Consider the following 17,829-nt stretch of genomic DNA (forward strand, 5'->3'; position numbering starts at 1 on the left):
CATAAGCATCCCCTATTAGAAAGAGTGTGCAATCCGCTAAAGCAGCGGGATTTCAGGGGCATCTTTTTATACGAATCCTTCCCAAAAATTGTTTCGATTTAAACCCATTTAATTCACTTTTATTTCCTAGTATCCGATGGCAAATATTTATTTGCGCCAGCACTTAAACCAACAATACCAAAAATCACTGATACGATAACCAGCATCACTAATGAAATGGTCCAATTATGGGTGAGATCATGAATAAATCCAAATAACAGAGGACCGGCAGCGGCAAGCAAATAACCAATGGATTGCGCCATTCCCGACAGCTGCGCCGATTGTTCCGTACTGCTCGTCCGAAGCACGAAAAACATAACCGCCAGGCTGAACCCTGATCCGCCGGCTATACCGAGCAGAATCATGCAAATCGGAATCAGCGCGGAGCTTCCGATCAGTAAGCCTATATACCCGATTAAGAGCAGCACAGCCGTTAACACGGCCAGTCCCCGTTGACTAGCCTGCCTTCCCGCGATGACAGGAATGATAAATGTCGCAGGCAAGCTTACGAATTGCAGCAGTGACAGCATCCAGCCTGCATCGATATGGCTCATGCCGCGGTCAAATAAAATTTCAGGCAGCCATGAAATATTGACATAAAAACTGAATGACTGCAAACCCATAAACAGAGTAACCTGCCAGGCTAAACCAGAGCTAAGCAAGCTAGGCCTTTTCGCGCTGCTCGCTGTTTCCATGCGGCCGCTGCGGGTCAATGAGCGCGTTTGCGGAAGCCATGACGCAGTTGCGATGAGAGCAACCAACGACCAGCTTGCGAGCATCCCCTGCCAGCCGAAGCCAAGCTGCTCTGCGATCGGAATGCTGAAACCGGAAGCTAGTGCTGCCCCCAAATTCATAATGACCGAATATAAACCAGTCATCATACCTACGGAGGTCGGAAAATCCCTTTTGATCAAGCTTGGAAGCAGGACGTTTGCAGCCGCAATCGCCATGCCAAGCAGAGCAGTTCCAGCAAACAATGCAGCAATGGATGGAAGCGAGCGTATGACGATAGCGCCCGTTAGGACTACCATGGCAAGCAATAAAGTATTTTCCATGCTTATTCGCCGCGCTAAGCGCGGTGCCATCGGAGAAACAAGCGCGAAAGCAAGCAGCGGCAGCGTCGTCAGCAGTCCCGTCATAGCACTGGATAACCCAAAGACAGCTTGAATATCCGAGACGATGGGCCCGACGGCTGTTATGGATGCACGCAAATTAGCGGCAATAAGCAGGATGCCAAGCAGAAGCAGCCACGAGCTTGTTACAGCAACCTGCGAAGCGTGCGAGGCCGATGTCCATTTTACGTTATTCATTTTCACAAAATAATCCTTCTTTCTCTTGCTGTTCATTCTATGTTGTTAAGCTTCCCATTCAACTGCCTTAAACATTCGAAACGCGATACCAATATTCATACTGTGCCGCGTAGCCGATCTTATCGTACATGGCATTGGCCGGCAAATTATTTTTGACGACGAGCAGATACCCTTGCTCCGCCCCTTGTTGCTTCCCCCATTGCAGCAAATGCAAAACGAGCTGCTCGCCATAGCCTTTATTTCGTTTGCTTGAATCGGTGACGATATCATAAAGACCAATCCAGCCATCCTCAATGACAGCGAATCCGCCTGCAACTGGAATGCCATTCTCATGCAGGAGAGCAAAGCATTTCTCGAGCGGTGATTGTAAAAGCATTTTACGGGTGACAGACCTATACTCGTCCGTTAATCCGCTAAATACCGAAAGTGCATCCAGCCAGCTTTCTGTAAGCTCGTTCTCGAGCCAAACATCCGCAAAGCTAGGCGTTTGAACGTCTGATAAGTGTATGGTCTTCACGATCGTATGGTCGACTAGATCATAACCGCGGGAGGCTAGCTCCCCGTCAAGCGCGGATGGCTGGCTGAACGGAGTGATTTTAAAAACGGTGCGCAGGTTTTGCCGTTCATACCGATCCTCGCATTCGCGGATTTTCGTATCCAGTTCTAAGGTATGGCCGAATAACGGATTTACCGAGTTGGATCGTTTGGTATACCCCTCTGCAAATCGAAGCAGCCAGCCGTCATAAACGAGCGTTTGAAGAGCCGGCCAGCCATTCAAGCTCATTTCCTCGATCCGAAAATGCAACAGCCGCTTTATCGGCACAATATGATGCCTGTCATGCCAAATAAAATCCTTTAAATACTGCGACGTCTGAAACGGATGCCCGTCCGCGTCCTCATAGGCTGCTTCGTAGCGCTCCTTCGAGAACTTTGCAATCGCATTTATTATCCGTTCACGGCTATGTATGGCTTGCGTTACCAATTCTATGACAGAAGTTGTCTTGCCGTAAGCTTTTGCTATTTCGTTAAAATCGTCATAGTCCAAATGCTTAACAGTGAGCGGCTGGCCCGTTGCCACCTTGGCGACCGCCTCCTGGTAGAAATAGTCATCCCACCGCAAAATATGGGCGACAACCTCACGGATGGTCCATTTCCCTGCCGCAATACTCTGATTCCAGTACCGTTCATCATATTTCCCCAGATCGGCTACAAACGTTATCCATTCACCGAAGCTTTGCAGAAGCTGCTCTTTTTCAGAAGTCATTCTTTTTCCCTCTCTCTTTAAATAGGTAGACGCAGGTTTGCTGTCCTATAATCATAATAGAAGCCGCGTTAACGTGCGAGAGGATTTTTTGAGCTATTAGCAAAAAAAACAGCCGCTCTATGAGCAGCCGGTTACGCATTATTCCTTGCTTTTGACTACGACAGGCCGAAGCGCTCAAGCTGCTCCAACTGATTCGACCGCCGCAGCACTTCACCCTGCTTTGGACCAAGTAAATCAAAATGCGGATACTCTGAGCGGGCATGAATATAACGGGGGTCAAGGCCGTTTTCCAGACACCAGCGCGAGAGCTTCCCCATATCGGAGCTGCCTACCTTTGTCACGGTCCGCATGTCTGGAAACCTTGGGTCAAGCCAGTAATGCGTTAGAAAAGCAATCTCTCCGCGCGCGACTGCCGCCTTCCAATCATTCATTTCTTTTCTTTTAATGCCGAATGCCATCGTACACGCTCCTTAAAGATCGACATTTACATGCTTGTCATATGGGGACCGCTTTATGGACGATTACGCTAGAATGTGCTTGACTCTGCCTACCTGGCCATCAGCGAGCCTCACCTTGATACCGTGCGGATGCTTGGGTGCATTCGTAAGAATATCTTTCACGACGCCTCGCGTAAGCTTGCCGGTGCGTTGATCCTGTTTTAACACGATGTCTACCTGCAGGCCCGGCCTAATTGCCGAGCGTTCTGTTCCATTCATCCTAATCATTCCTCTGCTGCTCATAATGTTGCCTTTTAGCATAGCATATGCAAAGTAAAGATGCACATTATAAGGACAACTGTTATACTTAACATCAAACGATGTTTACGAAAAGAGGAAATGTATTAATGTCTAACGCATTTAACGCTTTGGGTATCATTCCCAAGCTTAGCGAACTGCTTCACCATGATGGTATTACGGAGCCTACTCCGGTTCAAAAACAAGCAATCCCTCTCCTGCTGAACGGGCAGGATGTCATTGCGCAAGCACAAACGGGCACAGGCAAAACGATCGCTTTTGCGTTGCCTATTTTGCAACGAATTAATATAGAGAAAGAACAAGTGCAGGCTCTCATCCTAACTCCGACAAGGGAGCTTGCCATTCAAATAACAAGCGAGCTTAAAAAGCTAGTGCCTGCTGTCGGCGTAAGCGTCCTTGCTGCTTATGGCGGTCAAGATGTCGATGCCCAAATCCGCAAGCTGCAGCGCTCGCCGCATATCGTCGTTGCTACACCTGGCCGTCTTATCGATCATATGAAGCGTGAAACGGTCAGCCTGGGCAAGCTGCAAATGCTTGTTCTCGATGAAGCCGATCAAATGCTCCACATGGGCTTCCTGCCCGATGTGGAAAGCATTATTTCACAAACGCCTAAAGCGCGTCAAACGATGCTGTTCTCCGCAACAATGCCTGATGCCATCCGAAAGCTCGCGGCGGATTATATGAAAACGCCTGTCGATATCCGCGTACGGAGCACAAATGTAACGCTGGACAGCATTACGCAAATCGTCTATGAGACTACGGACAGAAGTAAGCAGCAAACGCTTGTACATCTGCTGGAGCGCCATCAGCCATATTTAGCTGTTATTTTTTGCCGGACGAAGGTTCGCGCTAAGAAATTGAATAAAGAGCTCCAAGAACTTGGAATTGAATCGGATGAGCTTCACGGCGATCTAACGCAAGCCAAGCGTGAACAGGTCATGAAACGCTTTAGAGACGCCCGCTTGCAGGTGCTTGTCGCGACTGACGTGGCGGCACGCGGACTTGATGTGGAAGGCGTCACGCATGTATATAACTATGACGTACCGCAGGACGGCGAGCTCTATATCCATCGCATCGGCAGAACCGGGCGCGCTGGACAAGAAGGTGCCGCGATTACACTCGCTACGCCTTATGACAAAAATCACCTTCTGCTCATCGAGCAGAGCATAAACGCAAAGCTTACGCGTCGCGCCATTGACAGCGAAGGCGTCGAAACTTCCGTTCGGGCACAATCCGGCGATCGTCCAGAGAAGAACCGGGGAGCTGCCGGCAAGAACGGCACGCGCAGCGCAAGCGGCAAGCCAGCCGAAGGCGGGCGGCGCGGACGTGACCGTTCCGGTCAATCCGATCGCAATGCCAAACCAGGCGGACGCAGAGGACAACGCGATACCTTCCGTCCTGCTGCCTCAGGTAAACGCACTGTAAGAACGGCTGAGGTGCGCGGTGAGGTTAGCGAGCCGGCTGGTGAAACTTCCGGTTGGTCCGCTCGTCGCGGAGAACGCTTCGATAATGACGGGCCGGCTCGCGGCGGCGATCGTTCAGGCACACGAAGCAGCGCGCCTCGTGGCGGGGAACGTTCCTCTAATCGCGGCACCGCAGCACGTGGCGGCGAACGCTCCGAAAGTCGCGGCGGTTCGGCTCGCGGCGGTGCAACCCGCAGCAGCAGCTTTGGAAGCCCGCGCGGCGCTGAGCATGCAGCAGGTCGCGCTCCTTCATCAGTCGACAGCCCGTGGGAAGCAGCTCGCAAAGATGAGAAAGCAAGCAATAACCGCGGCGCAGTCCGCGGCAACGCTCAGGCTGGCGGTCGCGGCGGCCAGCGCGGCAATTCTTCAGCCGGAGGGCGAAGCAGCGCTCCTTCTGGCGGACGCAGCAGCACGAGGGGCGGAAGTTCTTCCAACAAACCGCGCGGCGGGCGCAATCGCTAAATGATAATAAAAGTGGTTCCGACAGAATCTTTCATTCTGCGGGAACCACTTTTTTTCATACAAGGCATCTACCCTTCCCTGTTAATTGACGGAACGGCTTACATCACGACTTACTGCCGGCAAGTACGGGGCAAATGCCTAAATGACGAGGAATCTAGACAAATGTCCAATCGTTATAGGACATTTTACATATGAAACTGTATACCGAACTACGGGTATGCTCACTCGAAACTAATTTCCTAGAGTCGGAAATTTATTAATAGGGGGAATTGGCATGTCCGGTGTACATGGAGGTTTACGTCATTAGGCGTAATTTTGGTATTGTTCATTCTTCTGGTAATTATATCTAGATCCGTCCTTTAATAATTCCTCTCAACAAACCATACAAGCGTAAACGGCTGTCGCCGTCCTCAGTGGCAAAAGCTATCGTTTTGCGGAGATATATAAGCACATTTATAAGTGAAAACTTATAAATTCTTATATATTTAAAAAACCGCCTGAGCCTTTGCTCAGACGGTTTTTTGTGGTTAACGCCACGCGTGTTCGCGCAGCGCCTTCGCGACACCATCCTCACTGTTCGAATAAGCTACCGCATTCGCAGCCAGCTTAACCTCTTCAGGAGAATTGCCCATCGCTATGCCCATGCCTGCAAATTGCAACATGGTAATATCGTTATAATAATTGCCTATAGCCAAAATACGGCTGCGGTCTATGCCTCTGATTTCTGCAAGCTGCTGCAGCGCTCTTCCCTTATTAGCTTCCAAATGGTGAACATCAATAAAATAATCACCGCTGCGGATGGTATGAAGCTGCTTTGGCCACCCCGCCCATTCTGCCTGCACCGTATCCATCACTTCTTTGCTTCCGAACACTGTAAATTTCACAAGCCCATTCGGCAATCCTAGTCTAAAATCTTGGACTAACGGCTTGGCTTGATAATGTCCATACATTACCTCTGCTTCAGGAGTCATGCTCTCTACCATCATCTCAAAGGCCGTATTCAAATCAAAATGAATGCCATTTTCACGGCAATAGGCGACAAAGCCAAGCAAATGCTCCGGAATCATTGCAAACTCATGGACGATTGATCGGTCGTCTGCATTAATGGTAGCTGCACCATTATGCGTAATTACCGTACCGCTTAGTCCCAGCTCCTGAAGCACCGGAAGCGCCCCCGATGGTCCCCGACCTGTGCATAATACAATTTGAGCGCCTCGACTCGCAGCCTCGTTTACCGAATCCCGAATCGCCTCCGTGAGCACATGATCATCCGTCAACAGTGTTCCGTCTACATCTAACGCAATTAAATCATATTGCAAGCTCATAACTGCTCCACTCCTATTCCTGTCTCTTTATCTCTCTTTATTTGGCTATTATACAGGCTCCGTTTATCAAATAGAATTACTCAGACAATTTCCTATGCGAACGAAGCAGTTCAACTTCCTCTGCGGATAACTCCCGGTAGGAGCCTTCAAGAAGCGTCTCATCCAGCTTAAGCGGGCCCATTGTTACTCTTTTCAGATAGACGACCTGCTTGCCGACAGCTGCAAACATCCTTTTTACTTGGTGGAACTTACCTTCCATAATCGTAAGCGATATATTCGAGTATGTCCCGTCCTCCCGCTCCTCGCGGCTGCTTATCTTCAGTTCGGCAGGCATCGTAACGTAACCGTCATCTAATGTCACGCCGGCATTGAAAACCCCCTTGTCTTCTTCTGTTACATCCCCTAACACAAGCGCCTCATATGTTTTTGCAACATGCTTTCGCGGAGATAACAATTCATGTGCCAGCTGTCCATCATTCGTGAGCAGCAGCAGGCCGACAGTGTCTTTGTCGAGCCTTCCAACTGGAAACGGATCACGCAGCCGGTCCTGCGGCTCAAGTAAATCGATAACCGTACGCTCGCGTCCGTCCTCTGTAGCGGAAATGACACCTTGAGGCTTATTCAGCATAAAATACACGACTTCGCGATAAACAACAGGTACGCCGTCAAAAACAACCTCTGTCGCAGCCGGGTCGACAATAAGTCCGCTGTCCTTAATTACCCGGCCGTCTACCTCAACCATGCCGAGCTTAACCGCTCTTTTTATTTCGCTGCGCGTGCCATGTCCCATATGAGCCAGCAGCTTGTCTACTCTTATTTTTTTGCCCATGCTACATCCATCTCCATCCTGCCGGAAGCTCATTTTTAATCATACCTCCGGCATATTTCCCCCATCCAATCGGATAGCCGTCCGTACATACCAATATATATCCTTTGACAGCGGCGCCGTCTTTTATGTTTATTTCCGACTCCTCGACAAATAAAGTTTCTCCTTTGAGAAAGCGCAGCGTCTGCTCATGATCCGAGCTCCAATCCACAACGCGAACGGCAGTATCGCGGGTTAATCCCATTGCGAGCGGATGCGACGGCTCAAATCGTCCGCGTCCCGCTTCTCCCACATACCAGCCTGCTCTGACCACGCGCAGCCCATCTAAAGAAGGGAGCTCTTCCGGCTGAATATAAACCCGTGAGCCGTATGCGACCACACGTCCGGGCCAGCTTAATGCGTCAGCAGCAAATTGTTCAGCAAACTGATACCAAAGCTCCACAGGATCGGCTGCTGCCAATTCTAGTGCAGCGAGGCCATCTCGAGCGTTAGGAGCAGTTCGCTTGGCGGCTGGCCGCTCTGATCCTGCGGTTGCCCAATCCATTCTCGTTTGACGTTTACCCGCGCGCCGCTCTTCTCTATGATCCGTTTTTTTCTCATGACGTTTCCCACTGCTCTTAAGAGCTTCCCGTTTCAAGCTTCCGCCGGCATAACGTGTATCTGATCGCGCGTCAGAGGCCGCTGCAAGTGTCCTCTCCCCGGGCTCAGTTGACCTTTTTCCGCTGCGTCCAAGCACAGCCGCATAATGCCCTTCTCCCTCAATGAGATGCGGCCATAGCCTTACCGTGCCATGAATGCTTTGAAGCCGCTCAGGATCCAGCTGCGCAGTCTCGCCGGCTAGATCGACTCGGCCAGCCGCCCATCCAAAGCGATGCGGCACGGCTTCTACGAAAAAGTCGGGATGATCAGCCAAAAACCTGGAAATTTGCTGCTCGTTCTCTTCAGGCGAGAAGGTACAGGTCGAATAAACGATACGTCCGCCGGGCGCTAGCATCGCTGCCGCTTGCTCCAGAATATCATGCTGCATGACCGAGCATCGCTCGATCGAATGTTTTTCCCATTCCGCAATCATCGACTCATCCTTGCGGAACATGCCTTCGCCGGAGCACGGCGCATCGACGAGAATGCGGTCGAACCACTCAGGGAAAACTATCGCGATCGCCGCAGGCTCCTCGTTAAGCACGACGGCGTTGCGGACACCGGCAAGCTCAATATTTTTCGCCAATGCCTTTGTTCTTTCCCTCGCGTTGTCATTGGTAACGAGCACTCCGGTTCCTTGCAGCTTTCCAGCGATCTGCGTCGACTTCCCTCCAGGCGCTGCACATAAGTCCAGCACGCGGTGGCCGGGCTTAACGTCTAGCAGTTCAACCGGCGCCATTGCGCTCGGCTCTTGAATATAGTAGAGGCCTGCATGATAATGCGGATGTTTGCCGGGACGCTCGCCCTCCTCGTAGTACAAACCATCCGGTGTCCATGGAATCGGCCGCAGCTCTCCTTTTAACGATGTAAGCTTTTTCCACTGTTCGATATCGAGCTTCAATCGGTTGATTCTCAGGCCATATACTCTCGGAGCTTCATAGGAAGTCATAAATTTGTCATATTCGTCTCCTAGCAGCTTTTCCATTTTTTCCGTGAAATTACGCGGCAAATTGCCGTTCATGCTCAGTTCCTCCTGCCAATTATCATCGATGTCCTTGCTCTTACATACACTTATGGCTTTGTTATATAATATATTTAAGTAAGAACAAGCCTTTCTTCCCGGGCTTGTCCGCCATAATCCAGTTTCGGAGGTAGTCTCACACATGAAAAAGAAAAGCAAAGTCAAAATGATCTATGTGTATATCGGTATCGTTGTTCTATTATTCGGCTTTATTTTCATTCTTAACAACAGCGGAAAGGTTAATGACCTGTATGGCAAGCCCGTATCACAGTTGAACCCGGAAACGCGTAAGCAGCTTGACGATCCTAACTACCAGAATATCATATTACCGGATGTATTGGACAAGAAGGTTGCCGATAAGGAAGATTTCTTCGTCTACCTATTCGCTTCCGACTGCCCGCATTGTCAGAAAACAACGCCTCAGCTAATGCCATTGGTTGACGAACTGGGCATTGATTTGCCTCAATTCAACTTAAGAGAGTTTCCGTCATACTTCAATAAGTATAATGTGGAATATACACCTACCCTTGCTTATTTCAAAGACGGCGTACAAATCGATAAGCTTGAGGGCGGTCTTGCCGAAGAAGGCACTACTGGCTACAGCTTAGAAGATTTCAGAGCATTCTTTAACAAACATTCAGGAGCTGAGACAAAATGATGAAACGTCAGCGCCTAACGGACGAACAGATCGCAGAGGAGCAAAGAAGCTCGCGCATTCGCGGTTTTATGTATGCCATGCTGCTCGCCTTCGCAGTCATTACATTGCTCACCGCATGCGGCTTGGCGGATGATGATAAAGCGGGCGCTGAGCATCAACACGGATCCGAAACATGGCAAACGACAGCATCGTATAACGAGCTGCCTGCTTTCCTCTCGGACTATACTCCACATACGAGCGAGCTCTATAAAGCGGTACATGACCATGCCGACATCATGAGCGGAATTACTTGTTATTGCGGTTGTGCAGAAGGCGTTGAGGTTGAAAACCCGCATGATTCCCTCCTGCGCTGCTACGTTGCCGAGCATCCTGCAGACGAAGGCAGCGTAACCTGGACGAATCACAGCACCAGCTGTGGCATTTGCAAGAAAGAGATGGAAGAAGTCATCGCTTTAAGCAAGCAAGGCAAGACGACCGATGAGATACGAGCCGTGATAGACGACTTGTACAAACCCAAAAAGTCCATTGACTAGTCTTGCTAATTGACGGAACCAAGCGTAAACGGCTGTCGCCGTCCTCAGTGGCAAAAGCTATCGTTTCGCGGAGATATATAAGCACATTTATAAGTTAAAACTTATAAATTCTTATATATAAATAAACGAAGGGGCTGTCCAGCAGGTCTAACTAGACCAGGCGGACAGCCCCTTCCTTGTTTTCAATTAGCTTTGACTGCCTTTTTTGGCTTTCGCGATTGCCGCTTGAATCTCGAGCGACAGCTGATTCAGCTCATGGTAGTCTTCTTTCTCAAACTTTTCGTTGAATTTCATTTGAAACTGCGCCGCTTCACGAACCCGATGATAGAAATATAAATCTTGAATGCCTTTCAGCACCTTCGAGACCACATTGGACTGCTCCTCGAATTCCGTCTGCGCATCCAAAATCTCTTTTCGAATGCTGGTCATTTCCGTATCGAGCTGCGATGCGGCTTCCGCTGCTTTTTTGAGGCGATTACGTACATCCTCCGGTAAGCTTTCTTTAAACTTATAATTTAAGGAATGCTCGATTGTCGCCCAAAAATTCATCGCCAGCGTTCGAATTTGAATTTCTGCCAGCACGATCTTGTATCCAAGCGCGGTTTGAACCGGGTATTCGACAATCATATGATAGCTGCGGTAGCCGCTGTCTTTGAAATTTGTAATATAGTCCTTCTCGTAAACGAGCGATAAATCCTTACGTGTACGTATCAAACCAGCCACTCGATGAATGTCATCTACAAATTGGCACATAATACGTATTCCTGCAATGTCCTCAATTCCCGTATCCAGTTGATCCGAAGGGACATTCAGGCGTTTCGCTTTCTCCAAGATGCTTGATATTCGTTTAACCCGGCCGGTGACAAATTCTATAGGCGCATATGCTTCTCTTATTTTTAGTTCAACCCGCATCGTCTTAAACTTCACTTTAAGTTCTTCAACCGCTTGTTCATAAGGCTGTAAAAAAAGATTCCAGTCTCTACCGTCCATCCGGCCGCCTCCTGTTCTTAAACGTGATCTGCGCCAACTGCCTCGGCAATATTTCGGTAGCCATCCTTACGTAAACATTCCTTCAAACCGTTCGTCAACTCACGGAGCACTCCAGGGCCTTTGTAGATAAGCGCCGTGTAGATTTCAACCAAGGAGGCTCCTGCGCGGATTTTATCGTATGCGTCTTGCGCCGTAAAGATGCCGCCGGATCCAATAATCGGCAGCTGCCCGCCAGTCTGGCGATATACTGCCCGAATGACCTCGGTTGAACGTTCACGCAGCGGCTTACCGCTGAGTCCGCCCGCTTCGCCTGCATTCGAATGCTGCAGCCCCGTACGGGATAAGGTCGTATTTGTGGCGATTATCCCCGATACGCCGCTCTCCATTATGGTGGCCACGGTGAGCTCCAACTGCTCATTCGTCATGTCGGGCGCGATTTTGACTAGAACAGGTTTTGCTTTTGTTCCTACTTTCGCGGCCTGCGTGTTTATTTCCTTTTTTACAGCGCTAAGCAGATTTCTAAGCTCTTCACCATGCTGCAGGTCGCGTAGATCAGGAGTGTTCGGCGAGCTGATATTAACGACAAAGAAATCACCATATGTATACAAATCCCGAATGCAGGTTTGATAATCCTCATGGGCCAACTCATTCGGAGTTGTTTTGTTTTTGCCGATGTTTACGGCTATCGGTATTCGGTTTATTTTGCGACGTGACAGCTTCTCTGCCATAGCAGCCGTTCCATCATTGTTAAAGCCCATCCGATTGATAAGCGCTTCATCAGGCGGGAGCCGGAACAATCTCGGCTGTTCGTTTCCAGCTTGTCCTTTCGGTGTTACAGTACCTACCTCGGCGAAGCCAAAGCCTACGCTTGAGAAGCCGTCTGCTGCTTTGCCGTTTTTGTCCAGACCGGCGGCTAAGCCCACCGGATGCGGAAAATGCAGTCCGAATAGATCGGTCGCAAGCTCCGGCGACTTTGCTACGCCGTACATCGCATGCATTAGCCCGTTTAATCCAGGAACTACGCCGCCTGCTGCTAAGCCGTCAATAACAAGATGATGAGCCTTTTCTGGGTCCATTCGAAAAAAAATCGGCTTTAAAATTGAAGAATAAAGCAACTTACTCACTCCGATCTCAGATGTATGTTCTACATGTCAGTTTATCTTTTTTACGACAAAAAGAAAAGAGCCTGCACATAAGGTGCAAGCGTCCGTTATATTGCGGCTTGTCTAGAAAACGATTACAATGAGAACATATTCATTATCATTTTGAAATAGAGAGGTTGATTGTCGATGAGTTCACCAAAAAGAAAGCCTGCAACAATTAAAGCAAAGCCGAAGGAAGAGGTAAACAAGAAAGCACTCATTTGGATTGGTTCTATCGTCGGCGTTATTGTCGTTGCGGTTGCCTTGCTTTTAGTTTTCACTTCGTAAGCCTCTTACGTCAACCATTTATAAATTTTAGCGGGATTGGTTTCATTCTGGCGCGGCTCCAGCCTAAAGCGTTCGGGAGGCTGCTGCAGCTTGGATGGAAGCGTCCCGTTTTTTATTTGCACCGCCGTTCCGAGAGGCACCCTATCGAAGAGCTCCTCGACATCCGCCTTGCCCATTCTAACGCAGCCCAGCGACTCATCCTTGCCTAAGCTGCTCGGCTCATCGGTTCCATGGATTGCGAATAAGGTGTTAGACAGCGTCATGCCGCGGCTTCCGAAATCTCCGTCCTCGCGTCCATTTGGATTCTTTACCTTTTCGCTTATATAAAAGCTCCCCTCAGGCGTTTCGTCTCCGCCAAGACCTACCTGATAACTGCGCACTATGATGTTACCTTGAACAACAGCAAGCCTATGGTTCGATTTATCGACAACGATCGAAAGAGGTTGACTCCATTCTTTATCTAAAATACCATTGCTGCCAACCATCGGATTACTACTCGGCTTCGTTAACTTATCCTTGCCCGGTATCGGCTGATTGCCCGCTTCTACGGATGGCACTTCGGCTTCGCTGATGCTACTTTGGTGTGTGCCTTTGAGCTTCTTCAGCACAACCGGAAACATCGTCCTCATGCCTTCGCGTTCTCCAGCGATGACATTATTCGGGTAAGGCTTGATAAGATCATCCAGCTTCTCCGGCCATTTTTTGTATTTCTTCTCATAATGATAGACTGCGCTAGCGAGCGTCCAGTGTGTCTCCTACTGCTCTCTCCAGCCTTTATACTGTTCTGTGACTGCAGCTGCATCAGACGGCTCACACGAGCAGGCAAGCCGATCAAACATCGTCACATTTAGCTTTCCGTTTAAATCACCCTTCTCCACGGACATAATCAGTCTTGTATTTCCTGTCCATTTGCGCCAGCCGTTATCCTCCTCTAGCCGAGCTGCGATCGTGAGCAGCGAAGCTTCTTTCCCCGCAGCAATCAGACTATTCCAAGCACTTCCAATCGGATTTCGATCTTTTTGTGCAACCAATACAACTCCTATTGGGGGGATATAGCCTTGAGCCACCGGTTCGGGTTGTTCGTTCGTCTGTTAATAGATAGCGCCGTTAGCGGGCACTAATACAGCAATGAAGAGCAGTAAGACCGCTAATGCTGCGGTTCTGCGGACAAGCATTTTTCTCTTATGCCGCAAGCCCCATTCTTTAAGCAGCTGCAGCTGCTTTTCCGATAAAGGATGGCTTTCATGCTCAAAAGCGTCATAAACCTCGCCGGCTTGCAAAAAACAATAGTTTGCTTTGCCCTCTTTGCCAGCGAGCAAATATTGCTTGCCAAGCAAATACCACCCCATTTGGTTATCAGGGTGCTGCTTTACAAATTGCTTCAAATATAATATGTCTTCTGGAGAGTCCATCCCCCATCCTCCCAACATGTGGTATGTTTTCTTTATCGGCAGGATGGGTGCTTGTTTGTATCCCTTCAGCATTTTACTGTGCGTACAGAAAACAGAAAAAAGCTCCTCTTCGCAGCTTAAGCATGCGATGAGGAGCTTTGCTTCCGATTATGATTTAGTAATTAAAAGGAACGTCTGCAATTTTGATTGAATCAGTAGGACAGCCGTCAGCCGCATCCTGCAAATCATCAAACAAATCTTCTGGAATCTCTGTGTTTCCTTTGTTTCCGTCTGCTTTATAAATAACTTCTGCAAGACCTTCATCATCATAATCATAAATGTCAGGAGCGGTTGCTCCGCAAGCTCCACAAGCGATGCACGTATCTTTTTCAACCCAAGTAAACTTACCCATGGAAATTCCCTCCCAAATAAAAATATACGGATTAATCTCGTCTCTGATCAGTCAAGCTTCATTCATCAATATATAACAAACTATCATCCTTTTGCAAGGATGTACCGCGAATTCGTTTATTCCTAATTAAGGTTGAAGGGTCATCACCAAGCATTCCCGCAGTCAGAACCGCGTCCTCTCCGTATTTGTCGCGGAGTCGGTCCATCGCTTTGGTTAATGCTTCTTTCCGCGGCTGCTGCTCATAGCTGAACAAATCAAGCTGAAGGGCCGTATCGTCCAGCGGCGTGAGATTTTGAAGGGAGATTCCGAGCAGACGGATTGGCTCGCCAATCTTCCAATGCTTCTCATACAGCCTGCAGGCTTCCCTGTAAAATACATCAGCCTCCTGTGTTGGGGCAGCCAATGTATGAGAGCGGGTAATCGTTGTCATATCCGGCTTGCGGATCGTAATCTGAACCGTTGTCGCAACCAACTTTTGCCTGCGCAGTCTTCGTCCAGTCTGATCCGCTAAATTGAGCAGCACCCTAAATACATCCTCGCGGGTCGTTAAGTCGCTCGGTAGCGTCGTTGTATGTCCGATCGACTTATTCCGTTCCCTGTTCGAATTAACCTCAGCGTGGTCAATTCCGTGCGCAGCGGATTTCATCCATGAACCTACGACACCAAAATGCTTATTTAGCATGTGTTCCTCGGCAGCCGCCAGCTGCCCAATCGTACGAATGTTTAGCTTTGCAAGCTTATCAGCCGTTTTTTTGCCTATTCCGAACAACGTATCGCATGATTTATCCCATAATACATTTTTCACATCACGAATGCGCAGCACGGTCAATCCGTTCGGCTTCTTCATATCCGAAGCCATCTTCGCAAGCAGTTTGTTCGGGGCTAAGCCAATCGAGCATGGAAGCGTCCACTCCGACTGGATTCGCTTCTGCAAGGATTCTGCGATTTCTAGCGGCGTGCCAAACATTTTCGACCCCGTGATATCCATATAGCACTCATCGATCGATACGGCCTCCACAAGCGGCGTATATTGTCTGGCGATAGCCATAAATCCCTGAGAATATTTTCGGTAAAGCGTAAAATCAGGCTTTATTAATATAAGCTCGGGGCATAGCAGAAGTGCCTGTCTTACCGTCATTCCCGTCTTAATTCCTCTGCTTCTTGCCAAATAGGAGCAGGTAACCAGAATACCCTTTCGCTGCTCCACGCTGCCGGACACCGCTGTAGGCTTGTTCTTGTATTTCTCAGGCTCTTCGGCTTCATGGACGGAGCAATAAAAAGCATTCATATCTAAATGAATGATAACACGGCCTTTTGCCGGATAATGATCATTTGTATTTTTCATAATCGAGTTAAACACCGCCTAATTGGAGCAATAAGCGAACATAAGTTTGATCAACCCAAGCATACAATTCCAGTAGGGTCAAGTCAACGACAGCGGGTCTAGCCACAAAAATTACTTTTTTCCCCTCTACTTTCGTGAAGACAAGTGTTATAATAGTAAATTATGATTTGAATAGGCAATCAACGAAGGAGGCGTCCCGTTAATGACAAACAACATTTCCATATTTGATACGACGCTGCGTGACGGTACTCAAGGTGAAGGCATCAGCCTGTCAGCGGATGACAAATTAAAAATCGCCCAGAAGCTCGACGCGTTGGGCGTTCATTATATTGAAGGCGGCAATCCAGGAAGCAACAGCAAGGATATCGAATTTTTCCAACGGATCAAAGCATTCAACCTTAACGCCAAAATCACCGCATTCGGCAGCACACGCCGTAAGAACAGTTTGGCTGAGCAGGATGCAAGTCTCGTCCGCATCGCTGAATCGGGGGTTCCGGCCGCAACGCTTGTAGGCAAGTCATGGGACTTTCATGTACATACGGCCCTGCAAACGACACTAGAAGAAAACCTTTCGATGATTTATGATTCGATTGCTTTTTTAAAGCAAAACGAAATGGAAGCCTTGTTTGATTCCGAGCATTTCTTCGACGGCTACAAGAATAATCCGGAGTACGCGATATCCGTATTGAAGAAAGCGCAAGAGGCTGGTGCGAACTGGCTGGTCCTTTGCGATACGAACGGCGGTACGCTTCCGAGCGAAATTCATGAGATCGTTTCGCGGGTTAAGCAGGAATTGGTTACACCGATCGGCATCCATACGCATAATGATTGCGAGCTTGCAGTCGCTAACTCCCTCGCAGCTGTTGAAGCCGGCGCGCGTCAAGTACAAGGCACGATCAATGGCTATGGCGAACGATGCGGCAACGCGAATCTATGCTCGATCATTCCTAACCTGCAAATTAAAATGAACTATGACGTGTTGCCGGAAGAGAAGCTTCGCGTGCTCACTAGTACGGCACGCTATATTAGTGAAATCGCGAATGTACATATGCCGGTTGGCCAAGCTTATGTCGGCAATGCAGCATTCGCGCATAAAGGCGGCATTCACGTCTCCGCTATTATGAAGGACTCCAAAACCTATGAGCACATTCAGCCGGAACTTGTAGGTAATAAGCAGCGTATTCTCGTCTCTGAGCTAGCGGGACAAAGCAATATTATTTCCAAAGCCAAAGAGCTTGGACTTGACGTTAACGCAAACAATGAAAAAACGAAGCTCATAATGGATCAAATCAAAGATCTGGAGCATCAAGGCTATCAGTTCGAGGGCGCTGACGCTTCTCTCGAGCTCCTGCTGCGTGAAGCATTCGGCGGCGAGGTTAAGGAAGTGTTCAAGGTTGAATCGTTCAAAATGCTCGTAGAAAAAACAAACGGTCAAATGATTTCCGAAGCTATCGTCAAGATTAACGTTGGCGGACAGCAGGTTTACACGGCAGCCGAAGGCAATGGTCCCGTAAACGCGCTCGATAACGCCCTGCGCAAGGCGCTGGTGCAGTTTTATCCCAAGATCGAAAGTATACACCTATCCGATTATAAAGTTCGTGTCATCGACGAGAAGGACGCTACAGCCGCTAAGGTCCGCGTACTAATCGAGTCAACAGGACTTGATAACACATGGAGCACTGTCGGCGTTTCCAACAATGTCATCGAGGCAAGCTGGGAAGCACTTGTCGACAGCATCCGTTATGCGCTGCTCAACATGGTTAAGGTCGATAATACGCATGTCGATCCGCTTGATCGCATCGGGCTTGTAAATCATTAATAAAAAAGGGTTGGCTGGAAATCACATTGTAAACTGGTACCCATACACTGGACACTTAGAAAAAAGTGTTTAGCGTATGGGTCCTTTTTTGTATACTGGAATGAACAGTTGGGAGCGAGCTTATGAGTAAAAAACACTTCAATAAAA

Annotated in this window: 20 protein-coding genes; 6 read left to right on the top strand and 14 right to left on the bottom strand. The window is 48.8% G+C overall.

Annotation, left to right across the window (positions count from 1 at the left end; all coding sequences use genetic code 11):
• Positions 1 to 119: 119 nt before the first annotated feature.
• The 4 genes from RCO25_RS19990 to RCO25_RS20005 form a co-directional block, all read right to left on the bottom strand.
• On the bottom strand, positions 120 to 1,385 hold the full coding sequence (locus RCO25_RS19990; RefSeq protein WP_308997888.1) for a CynX/NimT family MFS transporter: 1,266 nt from the start codon (positions 1,383 to 1,385) through the stop codon (positions 120 to 122).
• Positions 1,386 to 1,416: 31 nt separating this feature from the next.
• Positions 1,417 to 2,613, bottom strand: a complete 1,197-nt coding sequence (locus RCO25_RS19995; RefSeq protein WP_308997889.1) for a GNAT family N-acetyltransferase — start codon at positions 2,611 to 2,613, stop codon at positions 1,417 to 1,419.
• Between the two features lie 155 nt (positions 2,614 to 2,768).
• Positions 2,769 to 3,071 carry a thioredoxin domain-containing protein gene (locus RCO25_RS20000; protein WP_308997890.1) on the bottom strand — a complete coding sequence of 101 codons (303 nt, stop codon included), beginning with the start codon at positions 3,069 to 3,071 and terminating at the stop codon, positions 2,769 to 2,771.
• A gap of 63 nt (positions 3,072 to 3,134) precedes the next feature.
• The gene (locus RCO25_RS20005) at positions 3,135 to 3,329 is read right to left on the bottom strand and encodes a YwbE family protein (protein WP_308997891.1); all 195 of its coding nucleotides are present in this window, start codon (positions 3,327 to 3,329) and stop codon (positions 3,135 to 3,137) included.
• Between the two features lie 128 nt (positions 3,330 to 3,457).
• Between RCO25_RS20005 and RCO25_RS20010 the strand changes: the two genes are divergently transcribed.
• Positions 3,458 to 5,293, top strand: a complete 1,836-nt coding sequence (locus RCO25_RS20010; protein WP_308997892.1) for a DEAD/DEAH box helicase — start codon at positions 3,458 to 3,460, stop codon at positions 5,291 to 5,293.
• Between the two features lie 255 nt (positions 5,294 to 5,548).
• A complete protein-coding gene (locus RCO25_RS20015) occupies positions 5,549 to 5,656 on the top strand; it encodes a YjcZ family sporulation protein (protein WP_308997910.1) in 108 nt (35 codons plus the stop codon).
• 164 nt (positions 5,657 to 5,820) lie between these two features.
• Here the strand turns inward: RCO25_RS20015 and RCO25_RS20020 are convergent, their stop codons facing one another.
• From RCO25_RS20020 to RCO25_RS20030, 3 genes are all read right to left on the bottom strand, one after another.
• A complete protein-coding gene (locus RCO25_RS20020) occupies positions 5,821 to 6,618 on the bottom strand; it encodes a Cof-type HAD-IIB family hydrolase (protein ID WP_308997893.1) in 798 nt (265 codons plus the stop codon).
• Positions 6,619 to 6,694: 76 nt separating this feature from the next.
• Positions 6,695 to 7,447, bottom strand: coding sequence for a pseudouridine synthase (locus RCO25_RS20025; RefSeq protein ID WP_308997894.1), 753 nt, complete (start codon positions 7,445 to 7,447; stop codon positions 6,695 to 6,697).
• Between the two features lies 1 nt (position 7,448).
• Positions 7,449 to 9,104: an RsmB/NOP family class I SAM-dependent RNA methyltransferase gene (locus RCO25_RS20030; protein WP_308997895.1), complete on the bottom strand. Its 1,656-nt coding sequence runs from the start codon at positions 9,102 to 9,104 to the stop codon at positions 7,449 to 7,451.
• Between the two features lie 142 nt (positions 9,105 to 9,246).
• Between RCO25_RS20030 and RCO25_RS20035 the strand changes: the two genes are divergently transcribed.
• Positions 9,247 to 9,762: a thioredoxin family protein gene (locus RCO25_RS20035; protein ID WP_308997896.1), complete on the top strand. Its 516-nt coding sequence runs from the start codon at positions 9,247 to 9,249 to the stop codon at positions 9,760 to 9,762.
• Positions 9,759 to 10,295, top strand: a complete 537-nt coding sequence (locus RCO25_RS20040; protein WP_308997897.1) for a PCYCGC motif-containing (lipo)protein — start codon at positions 9,759 to 9,761, stop codon at positions 10,293 to 10,295. The genes RCO25_RS20035 and RCO25_RS20040 overlap by 4 nt, the downstream gene beginning before the upstream one ends.
• 186 nt (positions 10,296 to 10,481) lie before the next feature.
• Here RCO25_RS20040 and yjbM read toward each other — a convergent pair whose 3' ends face one another.
• Both yjbM and RCO25_RS20050 read right to left on the bottom strand, forming a co-directional pair.
• Positions 10,482 to 11,285, bottom strand: coding sequence for a GTP diphosphokinase (yjbM, locus tag RCO25_RS20045; RefSeq protein WP_308997898.1), 804 nt, complete (start codon positions 11,283 to 11,285; stop codon positions 10,482 to 10,484).
• 17 nt (positions 11,286 to 11,302) lie between these two features.
• The gene (locus RCO25_RS20050) at positions 11,303 to 12,400 is read right to left on the bottom strand and encodes a quinone-dependent dihydroorotate dehydrogenase (RefSeq protein WP_308997899.1); all 1,098 of its coding nucleotides are present in this window, start codon (positions 12,398 to 12,400) and stop codon (positions 11,303 to 11,305) included.
• Between the two features lie 174 nt (positions 12,401 to 12,574).
• On the opposite strand from RCO25_RS20050, the gene RCO25_RS20055 reads away from it, so the two are divergent.
• Positions 12,575 to 12,715, top strand: coding sequence for a hypothetical protein (locus RCO25_RS20055; RefSeq protein ID WP_308997900.1), 141 nt, complete (start codon positions 12,575 to 12,577; stop codon positions 12,713 to 12,715).
• A 5-nt stretch (positions 12,716 to 12,720) separates the two neighbouring features.
• Here the strand turns inward: RCO25_RS20055 and RCO25_RS20060 are convergent, their stop codons facing one another.
• The 5 genes from RCO25_RS20060 to RCO25_RS20080 form a co-directional block, all read right to left on the bottom strand.
• A complete protein-coding gene (locus tag RCO25_RS20060) occupies positions 12,721 to 13,344 on the bottom strand; it encodes a L,D-transpeptidase (protein WP_308997901.1) in 624 nt (207 codons plus the stop codon).
• A 126-nt stretch (positions 13,345 to 13,470) separates the two neighbouring features.
• Positions 13,471 to 13,746, bottom strand: a complete 276-nt coding sequence (locus RCO25_RS20065) for a hypothetical protein (protein ID WP_308997902.1) — start codon at positions 13,744 to 13,746, stop codon at positions 13,471 to 13,473.
• A gap of 60 nt (positions 13,747 to 13,806) precedes the next feature.
• Complete coding sequence (locus RCO25_RS20070; RefSeq protein WP_308997903.1) at positions 13,807 to 14,127, bottom strand: hypothetical protein; 321 nt, start codon at positions 14,125 to 14,127, stop codon at positions 13,807 to 13,809.
• Positions 14,128 to 14,281: 154 nt separating this feature from the next.
• Positions 14,282 to 14,518, bottom strand: coding sequence for a ferredoxin (locus RCO25_RS20075; RefSeq protein WP_056627358.1), 237 nt, complete (start codon positions 14,516 to 14,518; stop codon positions 14,282 to 14,284).
• 58 nt (positions 14,519 to 14,576) lie between these two features.
• Positions 14,577 to 15,863 carry a DNA polymerase IV gene (locus RCO25_RS20080; protein ID WP_308997904.1) on the bottom strand — a complete coding sequence of 429 codons (1,287 nt, stop codon included), beginning with the start codon at positions 15,861 to 15,863 and terminating at the stop codon, positions 14,577 to 14,579.
• A gap of 202 nt (positions 15,864 to 16,065) precedes the next feature.
• Here RCO25_RS20080 and cimA point away from each other — a divergent pair, with 202 nt between their 5' ends.
• Positions 16,066 to 17,682, top strand: a complete 1,617-nt coding sequence (gene cimA, locus RCO25_RS20085; RefSeq protein WP_308997905.1) for a citramalate synthase — start codon at positions 16,066 to 16,068, stop codon at positions 17,680 to 17,682.
• Positions 17,683 to 17,829 lie beyond the last annotated feature (147 nt).

Origin of the sequence: Paenibacillus sp. LHD-38 (genome assembly GCF_031157315.1) — a bacterium.
In the GTDB taxonomy this organism is placed as follows: Bacteria; Bacillota; Bacilli; order Paenibacillales; family Paenibacillaceae; genus Pristimantibacillus.

What these genes read in the sequence shown, in the direction of transcription:
- RCO25_RS19990 (WP_308997888.1), bottom strand. Translation starts at nt 1,385, where the DNA reads ATGAACAGCAAGAGAAAGAAGGATTATTTTGTGAAAATGAATAACGTA.
- RCO25_RS19995 (WP_308997889.1), bottom strand. Translation starts at nt 2,613, where the DNA reads ATGACTTCTGAAAAAGAGCAGCTTCTGCAAAGCTTCGGTGAATGGATA.
- RCO25_RS20000 (WP_308997890.1), bottom strand. Translation starts at nt 3,071, where the DNA reads ATGGCATTCGGCATTAAAAGAAAAGAAATGAATGATTGGAAGGCGGCA.
- RCO25_RS20005 (WP_308997891.1), bottom strand. Translation starts at nt 3,329, where the DNA reads ATGAATGGAACAGAACGCTCGGCAATTAGGCCGGGCCTGCAGGTAGAC.
- RCO25_RS20010 (WP_308997892.1), top strand. Translation starts at nt 3,458, where the DNA reads ATGTCTAACGCATTTAACGCTTTGGGTATCATTCCCAAGCTTAGCGAA.
- RCO25_RS20020 (WP_308997893.1), bottom strand. Translation starts at nt 6,618, where the DNA reads ATGAGCTTGCAATATGATTTAATTGCGTTAGATGTAGACGGAACACTG.
- RCO25_RS20025 (WP_308997894.1), bottom strand. Translation starts at nt 7,447, where the DNA reads ATGGGCAAAAAAATAAGAGTAGACAAGCTGCTGGCTCATATGGGACAT.
- RCO25_RS20030 (WP_308997895.1), bottom strand. Translation starts at nt 9,104, where the DNA reads ATGAACGGCAATTTGCCGCGTAATTTCACGGAAAAAATGGAAAAGCTG.
- RCO25_RS20035 (WP_308997896.1), top strand. Translation starts at nt 9,247, where the DNA reads ATGAAAAAGAAAAGCAAAGTCAAAATGATCTATGTGTATATCGGTATC.
- RCO25_RS20040 (WP_308997897.1), top strand. Translation starts at nt 9,759, where the DNA reads ATGATGAAACGTCAGCGCCTAACGGACGAACAGATCGCAGAGGAGCAA.
- yjbM (WP_308997898.1), bottom strand. Translation starts at nt 11,285, where the DNA reads ATGGACGGTAGAGACTGGAATCTTTTTTTACAGCCTTATGAACAAGCG.
- RCO25_RS20055 (WP_308997900.1), top strand. Translation starts at nt 12,575, where the DNA reads ATGAGTTCACCAAAAAGAAAGCCTGCAACAATTAAAGCAAAGCCGAAG.
- RCO25_RS20060 (WP_308997901.1), bottom strand. Translation starts at nt 13,344, where the DNA reads ATGAGGACGATGTTTCCGGTTGTGCTGAAGAAGCTCAAAGGCACACAC.
- RCO25_RS20070 (WP_308997903.1), bottom strand. Translation starts at nt 14,127, where the DNA reads ATGGACTCTCCAGAAGACATATTATATTTGAAGCAATTTGTAAAGCAG.
- RCO25_RS20075 (WP_056627358.1), bottom strand. Translation starts at nt 14,518, where the DNA reads ATGGGTAAGTTTACTTGGGTTGAAAAAGATACGTGCATCGCTTGTGGA.
- RCO25_RS20080 (WP_308997904.1), bottom strand. Translation starts at nt 15,863, where the DNA reads ATGAAAAATACAAATGATCATTATCCGGCAAAAGGCCGTGTTATCATT.
- cimA (WP_308997905.1), top strand. Translation starts at nt 16,066, where the DNA reads ATGACAAACAACATTTCCATATTTGATACGACGCTGCGTGACGGTACT.